We start from the raw sequence: 20,927 nt of genomic DNA, 5'->3' as shown, positions 1-20,927 counted from the left end.
ATCAATCGCACGCATGACGAATGGTTGGCATACACTGCGCCTTAAGAGAAGCAGTACATGTCAACCATTTATCTTGATTTCCTTGTATAAAATGTTTCTTAATCCATGTCTTCCATATCTTCCGAGATGGTTGCTGTCAGCTTGTTCGTGAATTGCAGTGCAGCATTCAAACCCATCTGTTTCAGGCGATAGTTCATACCTGCCACTTCAATAATAACTGCCAAGTTCCGTCCCGGACGAACAGGAATCGTAACGAGAGGCACATCGGTATCAATGATACGTGTAGTCTCTTCATCCAGACCCAGACGATCATATTGTTTATCCTGCTGCCATGCTTCCAGACGTACAACCAAGGTAATACGTTTGTTATTCCGAACTGCACCAGCTCCGAACAATGTCATGACGTTGATAATACCAACACCTCGAATTTCGAGCAAATGGCGGATCAATTCAGGTGCAGTACCGTGCAGCTGAAAATCTGACGTTTGGCGGATCTCTACCGCATCATCGGCAATCAGTCGGTGTCCACGTTTCACCAGTTCCAGTGCTGTCTCACTCTTACCAATACCGCTACTACCCGTGATGAGCATGCCTACGCCATAGACATCACAAAGTACACCGTGAATGGTTGCTGTTGGTGCTAATTTCCCCTCCAAAAACCCGGTGATCCGGCTGGACAGAATCGTTGTTGCCATATTACTGCGTAATACAGCCAGGTCCCGTTCTTCACTGATATCAATCAGTTCTTGCGGCACTTCAAGTCCGCGCGTTACAACGATACAAGGCGTCTCTTCTGTACAAAGACGTTGCATACGATCACGCCGCTCTTGCTCAGGTAACATTGCAAAGAAAGCTAACTCCGTTCTTCCAAGTAGCTGTACCCGTTCTTGTGGATGGTATTCAAAATAACCGGCCATTTCCAGACCAGGACGGTTCAGGTCATCTACCGTAATGACTCTTTTCAATCCGTGAGATCCAGAAACAACCTCCAACTGAAATTGCTGCACCAGTTCAGATACTTTCACTTTTTTCGCCATTTGTCTCTTCCTTTCAGCATTAGCTGTCCCTCTATGTACATCAGATCGTGTATCAGTTATTTCCATTATTAGCGCATTCACAACATGGGGTACAGAATGCATACCCTTCCAACAGTCGATTCTCTCAAATAAATGAAGACAGACCTTCAAATAATCTTAAATGAATTCCGGGATGAATGCAATCGCAGCCTCCGACAACCATTAGTAAGAAAAGTCTTCTGATCGAAGTACCTTCTGGGATACTACATTCGCAGTTTACCGGCCGTTTTTCTTGCGGTTATTTATCCTTCAACTCCTCCGAAACTTATAATTCCAATAATCTTAAAAAAAGCCCCTTCCAGCAATAACGGAAGGGGCTCTCATTACAATGTATAATTGCGTTAACTTTCAGGTTCCATCGTCACCGAGGAATCCCAGTATTATTTGTCTTGAAGAAGTACGTTCACTTCAGTCTCTTTGTCAAAGATATGAACTTTGTTCATGTCGATGGCCATTTTAACTGTGGAACCATCACGAGTGTTAGAACGTCCGTCTACACGTGCAATCGTTGTATCATTACCAACACCGCTCAAGTAGAGGAGCATTTCGTGACCCAGGTTCTCTGTAACATCTACGTGTGTAGAGAATACAGAGTTCGGGGATGCTTCCAGGAATACTGGCTCTTCGTGAATATCTTCTGGACGAACACCCAGAATCACTTCTTTGCCAATGTATCCTCTAGATTTCAACACTTGTGCTTTACCTTGCGGGATTTCAACATCCACACCAGGAGCTATGAAATGCATGCTAGTACCTTGCTCAGCGAGTTTACCCGAGATAAAGTTCATTGTCGGGGAACCGATGAAACCAGCTACGAACAGGTTAGCCGGCAGGTTATACAGCTCTTCCGGAGAAGCTGCTTGTTGGATGATACCATCCTTCATAACAACGATCCGATCACCCATCGTCATTGCTTCGATCTGGTCATGCGTTACGTAGATAACTGTTGTTTCCAAACGTTTAGCCAGTTTAGTGATTTCCGCACGCATCTGACCACGAAGTTTAGCATCCAAGTTGGAGAGAGGCTCATCCATCAAGAAGACTTGTGGATCACGGACAATCGCACGTCCTAGAGCGACACGCTGACGTTGACCACCGGACAATGCCTTAGGTTTACGCTCAAGCAAATGCTCGATATCCAGGATTTTAGCTGCTTCACGTACACGTTTGTCGATCTCGTCTTTTTTAACCTTACGCAATTTCAAACCAAATGCCATGTTTTGATATACGCTCATATGCGGATACAAGGCATAGGATTGGAATACCATCGCGATATCGCGGTCTTTAGGTGCAACATCATTAACGACACGGTCACCGATATAGAGTTTACCTTCAGAAATTTCCTCAAGGCCTGCGATCATACGCAGTGTTGTTGATTTACCACAACCGGACGGGCCTACCAGTACCAGAAATTCTTTATCTTTAATGTCCAGGTTAATGTCAACTACAGTTGCTTTATCAGAACCCGGGTATTTTTTGAAAATATGCTCTAAACGTACTCCAGCCATGATTGTTGCCTCCTCAGAGATCATTTTGTAATCGAATACAATTTGTATTTTTATAATACCCTATCTACGTGAGGTTTGACTATTCGCAAACTGCACAAAAATATCAATGCTTTTTCGTCACTTTGTACATTAGTAGTAAAAACTGCACTAGAACAGCACTTTCGAAGTGCCTCACATCGTAACCAATCTCCTGTTTGATCTTGTCCAGACGATAAACCAACGTATTACGATGAATGAAAAGTCGTTTCGCTGTCTCGCTGACATTACAGTCCAGGCTAAAAAAGGTTTCCAGCGTAGCAAGTGTCTCACTGTCATTGAAGATTACCGTGTCTTTGCCTGTTTCCTGTATAAACCGTGTACGTTGTTCATCAGGAATGCTCGCTACCAACCGCTCCAGGTGAAGATCCCATGGGAGATGAATATGCTGCGTGACATGGAATGCTCTCCCCAAGTGAACACTTTCTTTAAGAAGAGTTGTGACCGATACAAGTTGTTGTGCAGGAATGCATGGCAGAGATGCAGACAGATGGAACACCCCAGCCCACTCACTGGCAACCAATTCATGCAACCCCAGACAAAAAGCGTTCAGTGAATCCTTTTTGGCCTCCGTCGTATCTTCCTCTGCTTCTTCTGTAACAATTTCTTTATCACCCATGAAGATCCACTCTTGCTCCCCCAAAGGAATCAAGACAATTTCCTCGCCAAAGTAACTCTCAAGCAACTTGTTGAGTTCCTTGGATCGTAAACGATGCGCATCCGGTGTATCCCCTTGCAGCAAGAACAGAATTTTCTCAGCATTTAATCCTGCGGGCACCACAAAGCGATCAGGAACCGCTTCAGATTCCTGCTTGGTTGGTTCTTCGATCTGCTCTTTAAGCCAGAGACCCAATTCAGTCAAATACTGCTCTCTATCATTCTCATATACAACAGGTTGTACCTCATCGGGTAGAGCCGTGTTAGTGCGGATTAAAAGCTCAATCAATCGTCGTGTTTCCACGGTAATAGATTTTTCAGGGCATCCCCAACACACGGCAGTCTCTTCTTGCTCATTCATCCGAACCTTAAAAAAGATACGCTTTCCCGTATTCAAACTGATTACATCGGCTGAACTTGGAGATGTAGATTGAACAGATAACTCCTGACGCTCACCCTCATCACCAACGGTCTCTAAATTCTCATGATGACCAACCAGATTAGCAACGGATTGCGTCCATTCTTGTATTGTAATTTCATATTCGTCCAAAGTTGTGCCTATAATGACTTCAATTTGCTGTTTTAGATCAGGTATGAGCTTCATATAATGAACGTCACCACTCTGCATGTTTTCTATTAGTTTATCATATCTTGCCCAGCATTAATAAATATCCATATTGAGTTAAAATCAAATAACAAAAAAAGAGCAACTAATCAAATTAATGATTAATCACTCTTTTCTTAAAGATGAGTCATGAAGGGCTCGAACCTTCGACACCCTGATTAAAAGTCAGGTGCTCTACCAACTGAGCTAATGACTCATAAAACTGGTGGAGGATGATGGATTCGAACCACCGAACCCGTACGGGAGCAGATTTACAGTCTGATGCGTTTGGCCACTTCGCTAATCCTCCAGGGATTAAAGGTGGCTCGGGACGGAATCGAACCGCCGACACGAGGATTTTCAGTCCTCTGCTCTACCGACTGAGCTACCGAGCCATATTTAATTTTTAGGATTAATGGCGGAACCGACGGGATTCGAACCCGCGATCTCCTGCGTGACAGGCAGGCATGTTAGGCCAACTACACCACGGTTCCAGGCATTAATGGTGCCGGCGAGAGGACTTGAACCCCCAACCTACTGATTACAAGTCAGTTGCTCTACCAGTTGAGCTACACCGGCGTATATGGTGGAGGCTGAGGGGATCGAACCCCCGACCCTCTGCTTGTAAGGCAGATGCTCTCCCAGCTGAGCTAAGCCTCCTGGGTAATATGGTAGCGGCGGAGGGGATCGAACCCCCGACCTTACGGGTATGAACCGTACGCTCTAGCCAGCTGAGCTACACCGCCATATTAATTGTGTTTTGATTGCTTGTCCATCTTTAGGTAAAGATGGCGGAGAGAGAGGGATTCGAACCCTCGCACCGCTTACGCAGTCTAACCCCTTAGCAGAGGGTCCCCTTATAGCCACTTGGGTATCTCTCCGAATAACAATCATCAACATCATTCAAGGATTGCTCCCTGAAAACTAGATTCGAAACGAAACACGCGAATTAGAACTTGCTAATTGGATAAGCCCTCGACCGATTAGTACTGGTCAGCTCCATGCATTGCTGCACTTCCACCCCCAGCCTATCTACCTCGTCGTCTTCAAGGGGTCTTACATACTGGGAAATCTCATCTTGAGGGGGGCTTCACGCTTAGATGCTTTCAGCGTTTATCCCGTCCGTACATAGCTACCCAGCGGTGCTCCTGGCGGAACAACTGGTACACCAGCGGTACGTCCATCCCGGTCCTCTCGTACTAAGGACAGCTCCTCTCAAATTTCCTACGCCCACGACAGATAGGGACCGAACTGTCTCACGACGTTCTGAACCCAGCTCGCGTACCGCTTTAATGGGCGAACAGCCCAACCCTTGGGACCTACTTCAGCCCCAGGATGCGATGAGCCGACATCGAGGTGCCAAACCTCCCCGTCGATGTGGACTCTTGGGGGAGATAAGCCTGTTATCCCCAGGGTAGCTTTTATCCGTTGAGCGATGGCCCTTCCATGCGGTACCACCGGATCACTAAGCCCGACTTTCGTCCCTGCTCGACTTGTAGGTCTCGCAGTCAAGCTCCCTTATGCCTTTGCACTCTTCGAATGATTTCCAACCATTCTGAGGGAACCTTTGGGCGCCTCCGTTACTCTTTAGGAGGCGACCGCCCCAGTCAAACTGCCCACCTGACACTGTCCCCGCACCGGATTACGGTACCAGGTTAGAACCTAGATACGATCAGGGTGGTATCCCAACGTTGCCTCCACACAAGCTGGCGCTCATGCTTCAAAGGCTCCCACCTATCCTGTACAGATCGTACCCAAATTCAATATCAAGCTGCAGTAAAGCTCCATGGGGTCTTTCCGTCTTGTCGCGGGTAACCTGCATCTTCACAGGTATTAAAATTTCACCGGATCTCTCGTTGAGACAGCGCCCAAGTCGTTACGCCATTCGTGCGGGTCAGAATTTACCTGACAAGGAATTTCGCTACCTTAGGACCGTTATAGTTACGGCCGCCGTTTACTGGGGCTTCGGTTCACAGCTTCGGGATTACTCCCTAACCACTCCCCTTAACCTTCCAGCACCGGGCAGGCGTCAGCCCGTATACTTCGCCTTACGGCTTCGCACAGACCTGTGTTTTTGCTAAACAGTCGCTTGGGCCTTTTCACTGCGGCCCCCTCGTGCTATTCACACTACCGGGGCACCCCTTCTCCCGAAGTTACGGGGTCATTTTGCCGAGTTCCTTAACGAGAGTTCTTCCGCGCGCCTTAGAATACTCTTCTCGCCTACCTGTGTCGGTTTGCGGTACGGGCACCTTCACCTGGCTAGAGGCTTTTCTTGGCAGTGTGAGATCATGACCTTCGCTACTATAATTTTCGCTCCCCATCACAGCTCAGCCTTACAATGTGCGGATTTGCCTACACATCAGCCTTACTGCTTAGACGGACATCCATCAGTCCGCGTCACTACCCTACTGCGTCCCCCCATTGCTCATAACGGCTTACGGTGGTACAGGAATTTCGACCTGTTGTCCTTCGACTACGCCTTTCGGCCTCGCCTTAGGTCCCGACTTACCCTGAGCGGACGAGCCTTCCTCAGGAACCCTTAGGCTTTCGGCGGATCAGATTCTCACTGATCTTTTCGTTACTCATACCGGCATTCTCACTTGTATAATGTCCAGCGCTCCTTACGGTACACCTTCAACCCTTATACAACGCTCCCCTACCCCTGATGCAAAGCATCAAGCCATAGCTTCGGTGGTGTGTTTAGCCCCGTTACATTTTCGGCGCAGAGTCACTCGACCAGTGAGCTATTACGCACTCTTTCAATGGTGGCTGCTTCTAAGCCAACATCCTGGTTGTCTGTGCAACTCCACATCCTTTCCCACTTAACACACACTTGGGGACCTTAGCTGATGGTCTGGGCTGTTTCCCTTTTGACAATGGATCTTAGCACTCACTGTCTGACTCCCGGAAGTAAGTCTATGGCATTCGGAGTTTGACTGAGCTTGGTAACCCTTGCGGGCCCCGCACCCAATCAGTGCTCTACCTCCACGACTCTGTTTTCCGAGGCTAGCCCTAAAGCTATTTCGGGGAGAACCAGCTATCTCCGAGTTCGATTGGAATTTCTCCGCTACCCCCACCTCATCCCCGCATTTTTCAACATGCGTGGGTTCGGGCCTCCAGTGCGTGTTACCGCACCTTCACCCTGGACAGGGGTAGATCACCCGGTTTCGGGTCTACGTCCACGTACTATGTCGCCCTATTCAGACTCGCTTTCGCTGCGGCTCCGGCTCTTCACCTTAACCTTGCACGGGAACGTAACTCGCCGGTTCATTCTACAAAAGGCACGCCATCACCCCTAAAACGGGCTCTGACTTTTTGTAAGCACACGGTTTCAGGTTCTATTTCACTCCCCTTCCGGGGTGCTTTTCACCTTTCCCTCACGGTACTGCTTCACTATCGGTCGCTAGGAAGTATTTAGCCTTGGCAGATGGTCCTGCCGGATTCATACGGGGTTTCACGTGCCCCGCACTACTCGGGATCCGTCTCGGAGGGAACAGACTTTCAACTACAGGGCTTTTACCTTCTTTGGCGGGCCTTTCCAGACCTCTTCGCTTAACCGGTTCCTTTGTAACTCCATGTGAGACGTCCCACAACCCCAAAGAGCAAGCTCTCTGGTTTGGGCTTCTCCGCGTTCGCTCGCCGCTACTGACGGAATCACTATTGTTTTCTCTTCCTCAGGGTACTTAGATGTTTCAGTTCCCCTGGTATGCCTCTACACAACCTATGTATTCAGTTGTGAGTAACTGGAAATTACCCCAGCTGGGTTTCCCCATTCGGACACCCCCGGATCAAAGCTTGCTTACAGCTCCCCGAGGCAGTTTCGTTGTTCGCCACGTCCTTCATCGGCTCCTAGCGCCTAGGCATCCTCCGTGTGCTCTTAGTAGCTTAACCATTTTGTTCCGGTTTCGACTGCTTGCTTCCCTTGTTTTGCTTGCGCAAAGCCAAAAGTCGCTCCCATTCGATACCATCACAAAAGCAATTTAACTACCTTTATAAACACTTCACTTGTTTACACAAGATCAGCTTAAAGGAATGTTCTAATTCGCGTTTGTTTCGTTTCGATATCTAGTTTTCAAAGAACAAACTTGTAAATCATTTTTGGTGGAGCCAAGCGGGATCGAACCGCTGACCTCCTGCTTGCAAGGCAGGCGCTCTCCCAGCTGAGCTATGGCCCCATATAAAGTTTAAAGGTATAGATGGTGGGCCCTGGTGGACTCGAACCACCGGCCTCACCCTTATCAGAGGTGCGCTCTAACCAACTGAGCTAAGGGCCCACATTATATATACTATTTGAACCCAAAATGGGTTACGCTTGGCGGCGTTCTACTCTCCCAGGACCCTGCGGTCCAAGTACCATTGACGCTGAAGGGCTTAACGGTCGTGTTCGGGATGGGAACGTGTGGAACCCCTTCGCTATCGCCACCAAACGTTTGAGAGTTTGAGCTCTCAAAACTGAGCAACGAGTGAGTAACTAGCCGACCTGACTAGATTTTGTATTTGAATGTTTCCGTTGCAGGAAACGATTCTCCATAGAAAGGAGGTGATCCAGCCGCACCTTCCGATACGGCTACCTTGTTACGACTTCACCCCAATCATCTATCCCACCTTCGGCGGCTGGCTCCTTGCGGTTACCCCACCGACTTCGGGTGTTATAAACTCTCGTGGTGTGACGGGCGGTGTGTACAAGACCCGGGAACGTATTCACCGCGGCATGCTGATCCGCGATTACTAGCAATTCCGACTTCATGCAGGCGAGTTGCAGCCTGCAATCCGAACTGAGACCGGCTTTGTTGGGATTGGCTCCATCTCGCGATTTCGCAGCCCGTTGTACCGGCCATTGTAGTACGTGTGTAGCCCAGGTCATAAGGGGCATGATGATTTGACGTCATCCCCACCTTCCTCCGGTTTGTCACCGGCAGTCTATCTAGAGTGCCCACCCGAAGTGCTGGCAACTAAATATAAGGGTTGCGCTCGTTGCGGGACTTAACCCAACATCTCACGACACGAGCTGACGACAACCATGCACCACCTGTCTCCTCTGTCCCGAAGGAAAGGTACATCTCTGTACCGGTCAGAGGGATGTCAAGACCTGGTAAGGTTCTTCGCGTTGCTTCGAATTAAACCACATACTCCACTGCTTGTGCGGGTCCCCGTCAATTCCTTTGAGTTTCAGTCTTGCGACCGTACTCCCCAGGCGGAGTGCTTAATGTGTTAACTTCGGCACCAAGGGTATCGAAACCCCTAACACCTAGCACTCATCGTTTACGGCGTGGACTACCAGGGTATCTAATCCTGTTTGCTCCCCACGCTTTCGCGCCTCAGCGTCAGTTACAGCCCAGAGAGTCGCCTTCGCCACTGGTGTTCCTCCACATATCTACGCATTTCACCGCTACACGTGGAATTCCACTCTCCTCTTCTGCACTCAAGTCACCCAGTTTCCAGTGCGATCCGGGGTTGAGCCCCGGGATTAAACACCAGACTTAAATGACCGCCTGCGCGCGCTTTACGCCCAATAATTCCGGACAACGCTTGCCCCCTACGTATTACCGCGGCTGCTGGCACGTAGTTAGCCGGGGCTTTCTTCTCAGGTACCGTCACCTTGAGAGCAGTTACTCTCCCAAGCGTTCTTCCCTGGCAACAGAGCTTTACGATCCGAAAACCTTCATCACTCACGCGGCATTGCTCCGTCAGGCTTTCGCCCATTGCGGAAGATTCCCTACTGCTGCCTCCCGTAGGAGTCTGGGCCGTGTCTCAGTCCCAGTGTGGCCGATCACCCTCTCAGGTCGGCTACGCATCGTCGCCTTGGTGAGCCGTTACCTCACCAACTAGCTAATGCGCCGCAGGCCCATCCCCAAGTGACAGATTGCTCCGTCTTTCCAGTTTCCTTCAGGCGAAGAAAACAATTATTCGGTATTAGCTACCGTTTCCGGTAGTTGTCCCAAACTTGAGGGCAGGTTGCCTACGTGTTACTCACCCGTCCGCCGCTAAGTATCAAGGAAGCAAGCTTCCTATCAACTCCGCTCGACTTGCATGTATTAGGCATGCCGCCAGCGTTCGTCCTGAGCCAGGATCAAACTCTCCAATAAAGTATTGAAAAGAGCGATAAGCTCATTTTGAATCTGACGAGATTAAAAATCTCATTTGTGCTCCAGTCGATCCAAGCCAAGGCTTGTTTCAAACTTTCGCGTTCATTCTGCAAGCAGAATGTTTACTCACTCGTTGTTCAGTTTTCAAAGATCAAACTCGTTTTTTCGTCACCATTTTCTCTCAGCGGCGACTTTTATAATATATCACACTTCATTTGTTTTGGTCAAGTGTTTTTTTGAAATTCTTTTTCGAAGTTCGTAATGAACTCCTTCATTTCATCTAAAGCATCTAACCAAGCAAGCAAAGCAACGAGATATAATGTACCATATAAATATCCTATGAGTCAACTATCCGAACAAAGAAATTTTCAACCCTAATAATAGCCCCACACCTGGCAATCCCAAAACAGTTACAGTCCCTATCGTTGCTGGGTTCAGCGGGATGTAGGTTCCTGTAATCCAGCCGGAATAATTCACGATATATATCCCTACTGCAGCCAGCACCAGATGAATTCCAAATGACGTGAAAAACGATAACCCTATCCGCTTTCTGAATAAAATAACGATAAGCCCCAGTAACGATATAACCAATACACTTCCCAGTATGATACTCTTCATATATTACACCTCCGTGTTTAATGTAAACGTGACTCTACATACTAACCCCTCGCTGTGATGTAACATCATCATTCGCTCTGGCTCGCTTTGCTCTTCTCAAGTGGATCTGGTACTTCCGCTCAGCTGCCTCCAATACATAAATAGCATAATCAATCTCATCCTGCCCCTGTGCATCTTCAAACTGTCTCATAGCCCGTTCCCATTCCTGCTTAGCCATCTGAATATCTGCATAGATCTGATCCGCCTCAAGTTCCTTCAACATTCTGTTGTGTTTCTCTACCGAGTTCCGTGTATTTCGCCACAAAAACATAAACTCTCCTCCTCCTGATCAGCACAGCATATTCTCATACTTATCAGGGAAAGGACAAACTTAGAACTCAGGCATTCATTTTCTTCACAAAAAAAAGAGAGCCCTAAGGCTCTCTTTGCACATCGAAACTTATTTAGCATCAGCAGTTTCCAAGGAAGTCCGCTGTGTAATACAAATTGATCACACTAACGCATCTCCCTGCGCCCTTCCAACGCTTTGGAAAGGGTCACTTCATCCGCATACTCAAGATCGCCACCTACAGGCAATCCATGCGCAATTCGAGTCACACTGATTTCAAACGGACGCACCAACCGGGAGATGTACATTGCTGTAGCTTCACCCTCAATATTGGGGTTCGTTGCCAATATGATCTCTTTTATACGTTCATCACTTAATCGAACCAGGAGTTCCTTCAAACGAATATCGTCTGGGCCAATTCCCTCCATAGGTGAAATCGCGCCCTGTAACACATGATAGTATCCATCGAATTCCTTGGTGCGCTCCATGGCCACCAGATCTTTCGAATCCTGAACTACACAGATTACAGAGACATCTCTGGACTTATCCTGACAGATGCGACACGGGTCCGTATCAGTGATATTACAACATACAGAACAGTAATAAAGATTACGCTTCACACTTACGAGCGCTTTGGCAAAATCGATAACGTCATCTTCCTTCATGTTAAGCACATGAAAAGCTAAACGCGCTGCCGTCTTGGGACCCACACCCGGCAACCGGGTGAAGGCATCAATCAGCTTGGCTATTGGTTCGGGATAATACAATCGATTGCGTCTCCTTTGACAGGATCAATTTTTTAATTAAAATAATCCCGGAATATTCATGCCGCCTGTGAACTTGCCCATATCCTTGTTGGCAATCTCATCGGCTTTGGCCATTGCATCATTAACAGCTGTCATAACGAGATCTTGCAACATTTCAACATCTTCCGGATCTACCGCTTCAGGTTTGATCGTGATAGCAAGCAATTTCTTGTGTCCGTTAACTTCAGCCGTCACTACACCGCCACCAGAAGTACCTTGGACTGTTTTGTCCGCCAGTTCCTCTTGTGCTTTCAGCATTTGCTCCTGCATTTTCTTCACTTGTTTCATCATTTGGTTCATGTTGTTCATAATTGTTCATCTCCTTTTGTTATGGTTATCGCGCTATGCGCATTATTCTTTAATCACTACAAGGTCCTCACCAAAGAGCTGGATGGCTTCATCAATCCAAGGCTGTTTGTTGCCTGAACCGCCGTCTTCATGCTCAGGTTCAAGCTTAAAGTCCTCCTTTGGCGCTTCAGGAGCTCCCTCCATTGCTCCGGTCCAATCTTTGAGCATCATCGTCACCAATCGTGCAGGTCGCCCAAGCTGTTCGGACAACACCCGCTCAATGACTTCACGGTTAGCCTGCTTTTCCGTTGTTTCACGGTGAATGTTGTTTTTAAAAGCAACCAACACATTGTCTTCAAGCAAGGATACCGGCTCACCATCCACAAACCAGGCGTGAACGGTAACCCTCTCTTCCTTCACTCGTTGCAGGATCTGACTCCATTTTTTGCTGATATCTGCGAACTCAGGGGCTCCCTTGCGCGCAACATACTGATCCAACTGTGCAGGAAGCTTCGCAGGCGAATTGCCTCTCGATACAGGGGCCCTTGTTGCCGGACGAGATGGAGCACTCGATGCACCTTCTCCACCAGACAAACCACTTTTAAGCGCACGATCCAACTTCTTCTCCAACTCAGCAAGCTGCTGCTTCAAGCGGTTGATCTCTCCCCCATCAGCAGGTGCTGCATGAGCTGAAGCTCCCACCTGAACAGAAGCCTCACCTTGAGCTGGAATACTACACAGTTTAAGCAATGCAACTTCAAATAATGTCTGTGGTTGTACTGCATATTTCATTTCACTCTGGTACCGATTAAGGGTGTCAATCATGTGGAACAGTCGTTCCTTGGTGAATGACTCCGCCATATCACGGAATGCTTCCGGATTAAGTACCCTGTCCGTCAGTTTGTCTGCATCAGGCACCATCTTAATCATAAGCAAATCACGGAAATAATACAGTAAATTCTCCATGCATTTGTCTGCACTCTTTCCTTCATGCATGAAACCTTCAATCATCTGCAAAACATGACCAACATCACCCTTGAGCAGCGAAGCAGCCAATTTGGCAAATTGCTCTGAAGCAATTCCACCCGTCATGTCCATGACCTGCTGGTACGTTACTCGTCCATCCGTAAATGAAGAGATCTGATCCAGCACACTAAGTGCATCCCTCATTCCACCGTCCGATAAACGGGCAATGTATTGGAGCGCATCTTGGTCCGCTTCCATGCCTTCCTGTTCACAGATCAGTGTAAGTCTTGCTGTCTGCTCTTCCAGAGATACCCGGCGAAAATCAAATCGCTGACAGCGCGATATAATGGTAGCCGGAAGGCGGTGTGGTTCTGTTGTTGCCAAAATAAACATCACATGTGGTGGTGGCTCTTCCAATGTTTTGAGCAAAGCATTGAATGCCTCCGTTGTCAGCATGTGTACTTCATCAATAATATAGACTTTCTGCCGGACTTCGGTTGGCGCATATTTAACCTTTTCCCGAAGATCACGGATTTCTTCAACGCCCCGATTGGATGCAGCATCAATCTCTTGCACATCCATCACAGCGCCAGTCGTAATTCTGCGGCAAGCTTCACACTCGTTACAAGGTTCAGGCGCAGGCCCACGTTCGCAGTTCACAGCTTTGGCCAAAATCTTGGCGGCACTTGTCTTTCCCGTTCCTCTGGGCCCGCTAAATAAGTAGGCATGGGAAGTCCGCTGTTCACGAATCGCGTTCTGCAAGGTCTGAATAATATGCTGTTGCCCCACCATATCTTGAAACGACTGGGGACGCCAAGCCCGGTATAACGCGATATGCTCCATGATGCGTTACCTTCCTTCCACTTCGCATTCGAGTCCTTTGTCGTTCCCCTATTATACTATATTCTAGGGTGAATCCAAACTTTATCTGACTCATTCATGCGTGGTTTATTAAGACATATCAAAAAGACCTCTGCATACATACAACTGCAAAGGTCTCTACATTTAAAAGGTAAGCCGTGCACCTGCTATCGATATTTGCGATCCAAGTGGCACCCCTGAACAATAGCTCGGGCTAGGCAACCCTCCGGCACAAGAGTGATCTCACTTATGGCTGCTTCCTTCCGGACCTGACCAGGTTCATGAGTACTCATTGCGGAGGACCCAACCGTCAACACCACGTTTAGGGACCAAACCTCACATCGGCAAAACCTCTAGCAGGAATTCAACCTCGCTATAGCGGATTGCGAGTTACAGGGCACCGCTACCTCCCCATCTAGCACGGTAAGAAATAGTATAACGTAAGGTTATCCAAATTGCAACCAGAGGAACGTGAATGCGATTATGCTTACATATAACATATAAAAACCCCTGCCAGATCAGCAGGGGTGTGTTGGATGCGATTAGCAGACAACTCCAAGAATTGTCCTATTAGATTCCGTATTTCTTTTTGAAACGATCAACACGGCCGCCAGCATCGATAAACTTCTGTTTACCTGTGAAGAACGGGTGGCACGCGGAGCAAATCTCTACACGAAGTCCGTCTTTAACCGAACCTGTCTCAAAAGTATTCCCGCAAGCGCAAGATACTTGACCAATCGTGTAATTAGGATGAATTGCTTCTTTCATTACCTTTCACCTCTTTCCGCCCTGAGCCTCAAGCGGACCCAGAGTAAATGGCACAACTCTGAGATTATAACACGGCCTTGTGCCTGTTGCAATCCATTATTGTTATAAGGTAATCAACCGTTTTGGACGTGCCATTCCAGCTGGCGGAACATGGGTATACGATCCGATCACAACATCAGGCAACTCGTCTTCAAAAATCTCAATCATCTGCTTCATACCCAAGATATCACCTTGAGCAGGAGGAATTAATTCCAGATAGCTCTCTGGATCAATATTGAGATTACGCATCTGAATCAAGCGTAGATCGGTTCTTCTTGCAAACTCAATCATCGCCTCAATCTCTTCTTCACGATCTGTTACACCTGGAAAGATCAGATAGTTAATGGACGTGTATACGCCCTGCTGCGCTGCGTATTTCATCGACTTCTCAACATTGGCTAAGGTATAACCACGCGGTTTATAGTAGGCGTTATAATGGTCATCCAGTGCACTAATTGTACTTACGCGCATCAGATCCAATCCAGCATCTACAATACCTCTAATGTGATCATTCAGACCGGCATTGGTATTAATGTTGATATACCCCATGTCCGTTACGGAACGCACTTCGCGAATCGCTTCAATAATCAGCTTGGCCTGCGTGGAAGGCTCCCCTTCACAACCTTGTCCAAAACTAATGATGGACTCCGGCGTCTTCAGGTGTTCCATCATAACCTCCACAATCTCATCCACACGCGGTCGGAAGTTCATACGTGTCTGCGGGGAAACAAAGCCGCTATCATCCGGTTGCTCGGAGATACACCCGAAACAGCCCGCATTGCAAGAATAGGATACCGGCACTCCACCTTCCCAACGATTCAGGAACGTGTTGGATGAAGTTAGACATTCATATCCAAGCGCACAGTTGGATAGATGGGTGTAGAGACGGTTCTCGGGGTATTGCTCCGTCAATCGTTTAACCCCGGAACGCACATCGTCACGATCACAGTTAAGCGGATTCCATTGGTCAGGACTATCTGACTTCGAAGCCGTAACATAGAAACCGCCATCTTTCCAAACCACTGCGGAATAACCGAACAAAGGCAACTTATACTCCTTATCCGTCTTCACATACCCTGGGAGACACAAACGAGTGAATCCCTGTGGAAGCAATGCACCTACAGCCTGTGTGTCCGTTGGCATTGGCAGCATCTCACCGGTGTCTGGGTCCATACCAATGGGCCGGGTACTCGGGAGTCCAACCAACGTTGCACCTTCTGGCAGAGGAATCAACTCATCCTCCATAATCTCAACGATCATATCTCCACTGCGGGCAAGCCCGTACAGGGAAGGATGATCAAATACATTACCTTTTTCATCTGCGTATACTAAATACATGATGTTCTCCTCACATCTAATGGGTTAAACCTAACGACGAGTGTATTGTAACATTCACAGCATTGCTGCAAAAAGAAAGTGATTAGTCGAACGAGACTTACGTCGATGTACCTGACGTTGCTGTCTGTCTAGGTGAGCGACGGGTTGTTGTTGTACCCGAATTACTTGTCGGGCTGTTACCAGCCGAATCAAATGCCGCCAAAAACTCTGCATTTGTCTTGCTGTTACGAAGTTTTTTCAGGAATCCTTCAACAAAGTCATGGGAATCATTCATGTTTTTACGAATCGCCCAGATTGTATCCAACTCTTCCTTGCTGAGCAGCACTTCTTCACGACGTGTACCGGAACGACGAATGTCGATTGCCGGGAATATGCGGCGCTCTGCCAGACGACGGTCCAGATGGAGCTCCATGTTACCTGTACCCTTAAACTCTTCATAAATGACGTCATCCATACGTGAACCGGTATCAATTAATGCCGTTGCCAGGATGGTCAAGCTTCCGCCTTCTTCCACATTCCGGGCAGAACCGAAGAAACGTTTCGGACGATGGAATGCAGCTGGGTCAATACCACCACTAAGCGTACGACCGGATGGTGGAATAACCAGGTTATATGCACGGGCAAGACGTGTAATGCTATCCAGCAGGATAACGACATCCTTTTTAGCCTCAACCAGACGAAGCGCACGTTCAAGCACCAATTCCGCCACCTTGATATGATTCTCAGGCAGTTCATCAAATGTTGAAGCCACAACTTCCCCTTTTACCGAACGCGACATATCCGTTACTTCCTCTGGACGTTCATCAATCAACAGGACAAACAGTTCAATTTCAGGATTGTTAGTTGAGATGCTGTTGGCAATTTCTTTGAGGAGAAGCGTTTTACCCGCTTTGGGAGGTGCTACGATCAATCCGCGCTGTCCCAATCCTACCGGGGCGAGCACATCCATAATGCGTGTGGACAAATGGTTGGGGGATGTTTCGAGAACCAGTTTTTTCTGCGGATACAGTGGGGTTAGTGCCGGGAAGTGAAGTCGCTCTGCAGCCGCCGATGGATTCTCACCATTTACAGCGTTGACTTGCAACAAACCGAAGTATCTCTCGTTTTCCTTAGGCGTTCTACACTTACCTGATACGAGGTCACCTGTTCTTAGGTCAAACTTGCGAATCTGAGAAGCTGAGATGTAGATGTCTTCCGTACTTGGCAAGTAGTTGATAGGTCTTAAGAATCCGTAACCTTCAGGTAAAATCTCGAGTACGCCTTGCATGAACATCAGGCCACTCTGTTCAGCTTGTGCACGTAGTATAGCAAAAATTAATTCTTTCTTTTTTAACGTACCATAGTAAGGTATCTGATATTTTTTGGCCAGTTTGTAGAGGTCCGTTAGTTTCATTTCTTCCAAATCGGAAATTTGTAGATCCATATAATAACCACCTATTCAATTAATAAGTCCGTGTGAAATGGATAGTTTCGCTAGATGTTCCGGCTATAGAGAGCGGCGTCTGCCACAATCCCTTCTGTCCATTGTACGGAATGTAACCGTTATAATGCAAATACTTGTCTTTGAGTGTAAGTTTCCGGGTGGGATGGCCAACATTCGGCAAGATCCGCTATTGAGTGAACGATGCATTGAGGCGATCAATCCGGATAGACCGGCTATGGAGCGCAGTTCAAACAAAACCGGGGGTTGGGGATGAGAAATGATGTTCTTACAGCCATATGAAGTTTATTTCAAAAAAAGACCCTCCGGTAAAGGAAACAGAAACATTTCGTCTTATGCCGGAGAGGCTGAGAACTCTATTAAAACAGGTTTACCTAATCATCAAAAAGATATGCAGTTCAGTTAAAATAAACATGTGTAGGACTGAATCATGCATAACGTTTCCTATTAATCAGTTTCCCGCCATACATCTGCACCGAGCAGGCGCAGATTAGTCACCAGATGATCATAACCGCGGTCAATATATTCGACCCCAGTCACTTCAGTCACACCTTCACTGACGGTGAGACCTGCAATCACCAGTGCTGCTCCAGCGCGAAGATCGGATGCTTTTACTTTGGCCGCGTTTAATGCACTGCCTTCAATAATCGCTGACCGTCCTTCTACTCGAATCTTTGCACCCATCCGCACTAACTCAGGCACATGCTTGAATCGATTACTGTATACAAAGTCGCTCAGGACACTCACACCAGTTGCCTGTGTTAAAACACTTGTCATTGGTGACTGTAGATCCGTTGGAAAACCAGGATATACAAGTGCCTTCACGTCCACATGGTTATAGCTTGGTTTACCAATGACACGTATACTTTCATCCAATTCCTCAATGCCAACACCCATCTCCAGAAGCTTTGCCGTTAAAGCTTCCAGATGTTTGGGAATCACATTGTCAATCAGAACATCTCCGCGCGTCGCCGCTGCAGCGATCATATACGTACCTGCTTGGATACGGTCCGGAATGATGGAATGACGGCAGCCTTTAAGCTCCGAGACCCCTTCAATACGGATCGTTTCGGTACCTGCACCCTTGATGCTGGCACCCATGGAATTCAGAAGTGTTGCTACATCTATAATCTCAGGCTCTTTAGCCGCGTTTTCGATAATTGTAGAGCCTTTGGCACGAGTAGCCGCCAGCATGATATTAATGGTTGCGCCGACACTGCTTACATCAAGATAGATTTTTGCTCCGCGCAGCTCTTTGGCATGCAAATGAATGGAGCCATGTTCGTTTGTTACGGTTGCGCCAAGCGCTTCAAACCCTTTGATATGTTGATCAATTGGACGAGGCTCAAAATTACAGCCCCCTGGTAAACCTATGGTCGCTTCTTTGAAACGCCCTAGCAATGCACCCATCATATAATACGAAGCACGAAGCTTCTTCACGGGACCATTCGGCATAGGAATGGATTTGATGTCAGAAGGGTCTATCTTCATCTGACTGCCTTCCCAAGTCACATGTGCTCCGAGTTCCTCCAAAATTTCTGCATAAACCGCCACGTCACTCAAAAGCGGCAGGTTGTCCAACACGACTTCTGACTCGGCAAGCAATGCTGCAGGAATAAGCGCAATGGCGCTGTTCTTGGCGCCGCTTATAGTTACAGTTCCCTGTAACGGACGTCCGCCACTAATCATCAATTTTTCCATAAAGCTTAATGTCCCCCTACGTGTTTTGCAGCCGATGAACGGCAATACGTGCTGTTGGCTTCCGATGTAGAAATAAGGTGTGAAAATGGAAAGACACCGGCTAGGCGGTGTTTTTCCATTTCACAGTATGGAACTGGTAAAGATAAATTACGCTTTGTTGTTAGAACCAAACTCGCGGATTTTACCTTTAACGGTTTCTTTAATTGCTTCACGGCCTGGTACGATGAATGTACGTGGATCGTAAGCGTCTGGTTTAGCTGCAAGCACTTCACGAACCACTCTTGCAAAAGCAATTTGGTTCTCTGTGTTTACGTTAATTTTGGACGTACCCAGGGAAATGGCTTTGTCGATGTCGTGTTTAGGAATACCTGTACCACCGTGCAATACGAGTGGAACTTGTACCGCGTCACGAACTTCTTCCATTTCTTTGAAGCCCAGGTTAGGCTCGCCATGGTAAGGACCGTGTACGGAACCAAGAGCTGGTGCCAATGTATCGATACCTGTTTCTTTAACGATACGGATACACTCGTTCAGGTCAGCGTACATGATACCACCGATAACGTCGTCTTCTTGTCCGCCTACAGTACCTACTTCAGCTTCTACAGAAACGCCTTTAGCGTGTGCATATTCAACAACTTTTTTAGTCATTTCGATGTTCTCATCGATAGAGTGGTGGGAACCGTCGATCATTACGGATGTGAATCCAGCGTCGATCGCTTCTTTACACTTGTCGAAGCTTGAACCGTGGTCCAGGTGAATTGCAACTGGAACAGTGATTTTCATGTCGTGAATGAGTCCTTCTACCATTTTAACTACAGTGTAGAAGCCACCAATGTGACGTGCTGCGCCTTCGGATACACCCAGGATTACTGGGGATTTCTCTTCTTCAGCAGCACCAAGAATCGCTTGAGTCCACTCAAGGTTATTGATGTTGTATTGACCAACTGCATATTTTCCTTCAAGTGCTTTGTTCAACATGTCTGTCATAGATACTAATGGCATGGTTTCAATCCTCCTAGGGGTTTGGGTTGTGTCTATGGTTTTTAGCCGAAATCACATACGGGCTTATTATACCACATCCCATGTCAAATACTAAACAAGCATTTGCAAAAATGCTGTGCTTTGCAGCACAGTTTTCATAGACACCGCTTTATAACTTCCCCATTTCCAATATTCCCCGGATGAAGGAGTGAAATACCCCATTCTCCCACCAAGTACCTTCTGTGTTCTCCACACGCAAAAAAATCCTGTATCAACAGGATTCAGCTGCATTTATTGGCGGTACCATTACGAAGTTGCATATTCACAGCCACTCGCATCTCGTCGATATCAAATGGTTTTGTAAAGTGCATGAGCGCTCCGAGATCCGTTGCTTCCTTAATCATGTCCAGTTCACCATAAGCGGTCATCATGATGACCTTGATACCCGGATCAATATCTTTAATATGCTTCAGGATTTCCAGACCGTCCATCCCAGGAATCTTCATATCGAGCAATACCAGGTCAGGCTTGTCATTATTCACAATCTCCAGAGCAACCTTGCCGTTGGGTGCTTGAAACGTGTTATACCCCTCACTGCTGAACACTTCCATTAACAGGATTCGAATACCATTCTGGTCATCAACAATCAAAACTTTTTTATCTTCCACTCTGTAACCTCCTAGAATTAGGAAAGCATGTACATCTTTGAATCTGGATAACTATCCCATAGTCGTCATGATAAGTATTCTACCTCTTCCATTAAAATCCTGCTACATTCACAAAATGACAAAAAGCATATCCATCTGCTTTTTACGCAAAAAAAGG

General features: G+C 47.3%; 14 protein-coding genes, 10 tRNA genes, 3 rRNA genes and 1 other RNA gene. All 28 read right to left on the bottom strand.

Annotation, left to right across the window (positions count from 1 at the left end; translation table 11 throughout):
• Positions 1–98 precede the first annotated feature (98 nt).
• Positions 99–1,037, bottom strand: coding sequence for an HPr(Ser) kinase/phosphatase (hprK, locus tag ACETMN_RS00745; protein WP_091011999.1), 939 nt, complete (start codon positions 1,035–1,037; stop codon positions 99–101).
• 419 nt (positions 1,038–1,456) lie between these two features.
• Positions 1,457–2,584 (bottom strand): ABC transporter ATP-binding protein, encoded by a 1,128-nt coding sequence (locus tag ACETMN_RS00740; RefSeq protein WP_017691279.1) that lies wholly within the window; start codon positions 2,582–2,584, stop codon positions 1,457–1,459.
• A 103-nt stretch (positions 2,585–2,687) separates the two neighbouring features.
• A complete protein-coding gene (locus ACETMN_RS00735) occupies positions 2,688–3,905 on the bottom strand; it encodes a helix-turn-helix domain-containing protein (RefSeq protein WP_091011997.1) in 1,218 nt (405 codons plus the stop codon).
• Between the two features lie 120 nt (positions 3,906–4,025).
• Positions 4,026–4,098, bottom strand: a tRNA-Lys gene (locus tag ACETMN_RS00730).
• Between the two features lie 7 nt (positions 4,099–4,105).
• A tRNA-Tyr gene (locus ACETMN_RS00725) sits at positions 4,106–4,191 on the bottom strand.
• Positions 4,192–4,203: 12 nt separating this feature from the next.
• A tRNA-Phe gene (locus ACETMN_RS00720) sits at positions 4,204–4,276 on the bottom strand.
• 21 nt (positions 4,277–4,297) lie between these two features.
• Positions 4,298–4,375 (bottom strand) — tRNA-Asp (locus tag ACETMN_RS00715).
• Between the two features lie 9 nt (positions 4,376–4,384).
• Positions 4,385–4,460: transfer RNA gene (locus tag ACETMN_RS00710), tRNA-Thr, on the bottom strand.
• A gap of 5 nt (positions 4,461–4,465) precedes the next feature.
• Positions 4,466–4,541 (bottom strand) — tRNA-Val (locus ACETMN_RS00705).
• A 9-nt stretch (positions 4,542–4,550) separates the two neighbouring features.
• Positions 4,551–4,627: transfer RNA gene (locus ACETMN_RS00700), tRNA-Met, on the bottom strand.
• A 43-nt stretch (positions 4,628–4,670) separates the two neighbouring features.
• Positions 4,671–4,762, bottom strand: a tRNA-Ser gene (locus ACETMN_RS00695).
• A gap of 82 nt (positions 4,763–4,844) precedes the next feature.
• A 23S ribosomal RNA gene (locus ACETMN_RS00690) occupies positions 4,845–7,772 on the bottom strand.
• A 208-nt stretch (positions 7,773–7,980) separates the two neighbouring features.
• Positions 7,981–8,056 (bottom strand) — tRNA-Ala (locus tag ACETMN_RS00685).
• A 22-nt stretch (positions 8,057–8,078) separates the two neighbouring features.
• Positions 8,079–8,155, bottom strand: a tRNA-Ile gene (locus ACETMN_RS00680).
• A gap of 36 nt (positions 8,156–8,191) precedes the next feature.
• Positions 8,192–8,308, bottom strand: a 5S ribosomal RNA gene (rrf, locus tag ACETMN_RS00675).
• A 106-nt stretch (positions 8,309–8,414) separates the two neighbouring features.
• Positions 8,415–9,967 (bottom strand): 16S ribosomal RNA (locus ACETMN_RS00670).
• The 16S, 23S and 5S rRNA genes sit together here with 10 tRNA genes alongside, the layout of an rRNA operon.
• Before the next feature lie 348 nt (positions 9,968–10,315).
• Positions 10,316–10,585 carry a pro-sigmaK processing inhibitor BofA family protein gene (locus tag ACETMN_RS00665; RefSeq protein ID WP_036607241.1) on the bottom strand — a complete coding sequence of 90 codons (270 nt, stop codon included), beginning with the start codon at positions 10,583–10,585 and terminating at the stop codon, positions 10,316–10,318.
• A gap of 34 nt (positions 10,586–10,619) precedes the next feature.
• Positions 10,620–10,847 (bottom strand): DUF2508 family protein, encoded by a 228-nt coding sequence (locus ACETMN_RS00660; protein WP_051447031.1) that lies wholly within the window; start codon positions 10,845–10,847, stop codon positions 10,620–10,622.
• A 233-nt stretch (positions 10,848–11,080) separates the two neighbouring features.
• Entirely contained in the window at positions 11,081–11,680 is a 600-nt protein-coding gene (recR, locus tag ACETMN_RS00655; protein ID WP_091020180.1) for a recombination mediator RecR, read from the bottom strand.
• 36 nt (positions 11,681–11,716) lie between these two features.
• Entirely contained in the window at positions 11,717–12,028 is a 312-nt protein-coding gene (locus ACETMN_RS00650) for a YbaB/EbfC family nucleoid-associated protein (protein WP_036607248.1), read from the bottom strand.
• A 42-nt stretch (positions 12,029–12,070) separates the two neighbouring features.
• Positions 12,071–13,816, bottom strand: coding sequence for a DNA polymerase III subunit gamma/tau (gene dnaX, locus ACETMN_RS00645; RefSeq protein WP_091020181.1), 1,746 nt, complete (start codon positions 13,814–13,816; stop codon positions 12,071–12,073).
• A gap of 174 nt (positions 13,817–13,990) precedes the next feature.
• An RNA gene (gene ffs / locus ACETMN_RS00640) (signal recognition particle sRNA large type) lies at positions 13,991–14,258 on the bottom strand.
• Between the two features lie 146 nt (positions 14,259–14,404).
• On the bottom strand, positions 14,405–14,602 hold the full coding sequence (gene rpmE, locus ACETMN_RS00635; protein WP_036607255.1) for a 50S ribosomal protein L31: 198 nt from the start codon (positions 14,600–14,602) through the stop codon (positions 14,405–14,407).
• A gap of 102 nt (positions 14,603–14,704) precedes the next feature.
• On the bottom strand, positions 14,705–15,979 hold the full coding sequence (locus ACETMN_RS00630; RefSeq protein ID WP_091020183.1) for a radical SAM protein: 1,275 nt from the start codon (positions 15,977–15,979) through the stop codon (positions 14,705–14,707).
• A 97-nt stretch (positions 15,980–16,076) separates the two neighbouring features.
• Positions 16,077–17,402 (bottom strand): transcription termination factor Rho, encoded by a 1,326-nt coding sequence (gene rho / locus ACETMN_RS00625; protein WP_036607258.1) that lies wholly within the window; start codon positions 17,400–17,402, stop codon positions 16,077–16,079.
• 465 nt (positions 17,403–17,867) lie between these two features.
• Positions 17,868–19,121, bottom strand: coding sequence for a UDP-N-acetylglucosamine 1-carboxyvinyltransferase (locus ACETMN_RS00620; protein ID WP_036607261.1), 1,254 nt, complete (start codon positions 19,119–19,121; stop codon positions 17,868–17,870).
• Between the two features lie 147 nt (positions 19,122–19,268).
• A complete protein-coding gene (fba, locus tag ACETMN_RS00615; protein ID WP_036607263.1) occupies positions 19,269–20,123 on the bottom strand; it encodes a class II fructose-1,6-bisphosphate aldolase in 855 nt (284 codons plus the stop codon).
• A gap of 260 nt (positions 20,124–20,383) precedes the next feature.
• Positions 20,384–20,770 (bottom strand): response regulator, encoded by a 387-nt coding sequence (locus tag ACETMN_RS00610; RefSeq protein WP_091020184.1) that lies wholly within the window; start codon positions 20,768–20,770, stop codon positions 20,384–20,386.
• Positions 20,771–20,927 lie beyond the last annotated feature (157 nt).

The sequence above is a fragment of the Paenibacillus sp. M2 genome (genome assembly GCF_046713495.1).
Lineage (GTDB): Bacteria > Bacillota > Bacilli > Paenibacillales > Paenibacillaceae > Paenibacillus > Paenibacillus amylolyticus_B.
The sequence above is the reverse complement of the archived record's forward strand: the minus strand, read 5'-3'. Positions and strand labels throughout refer to the sequence as shown.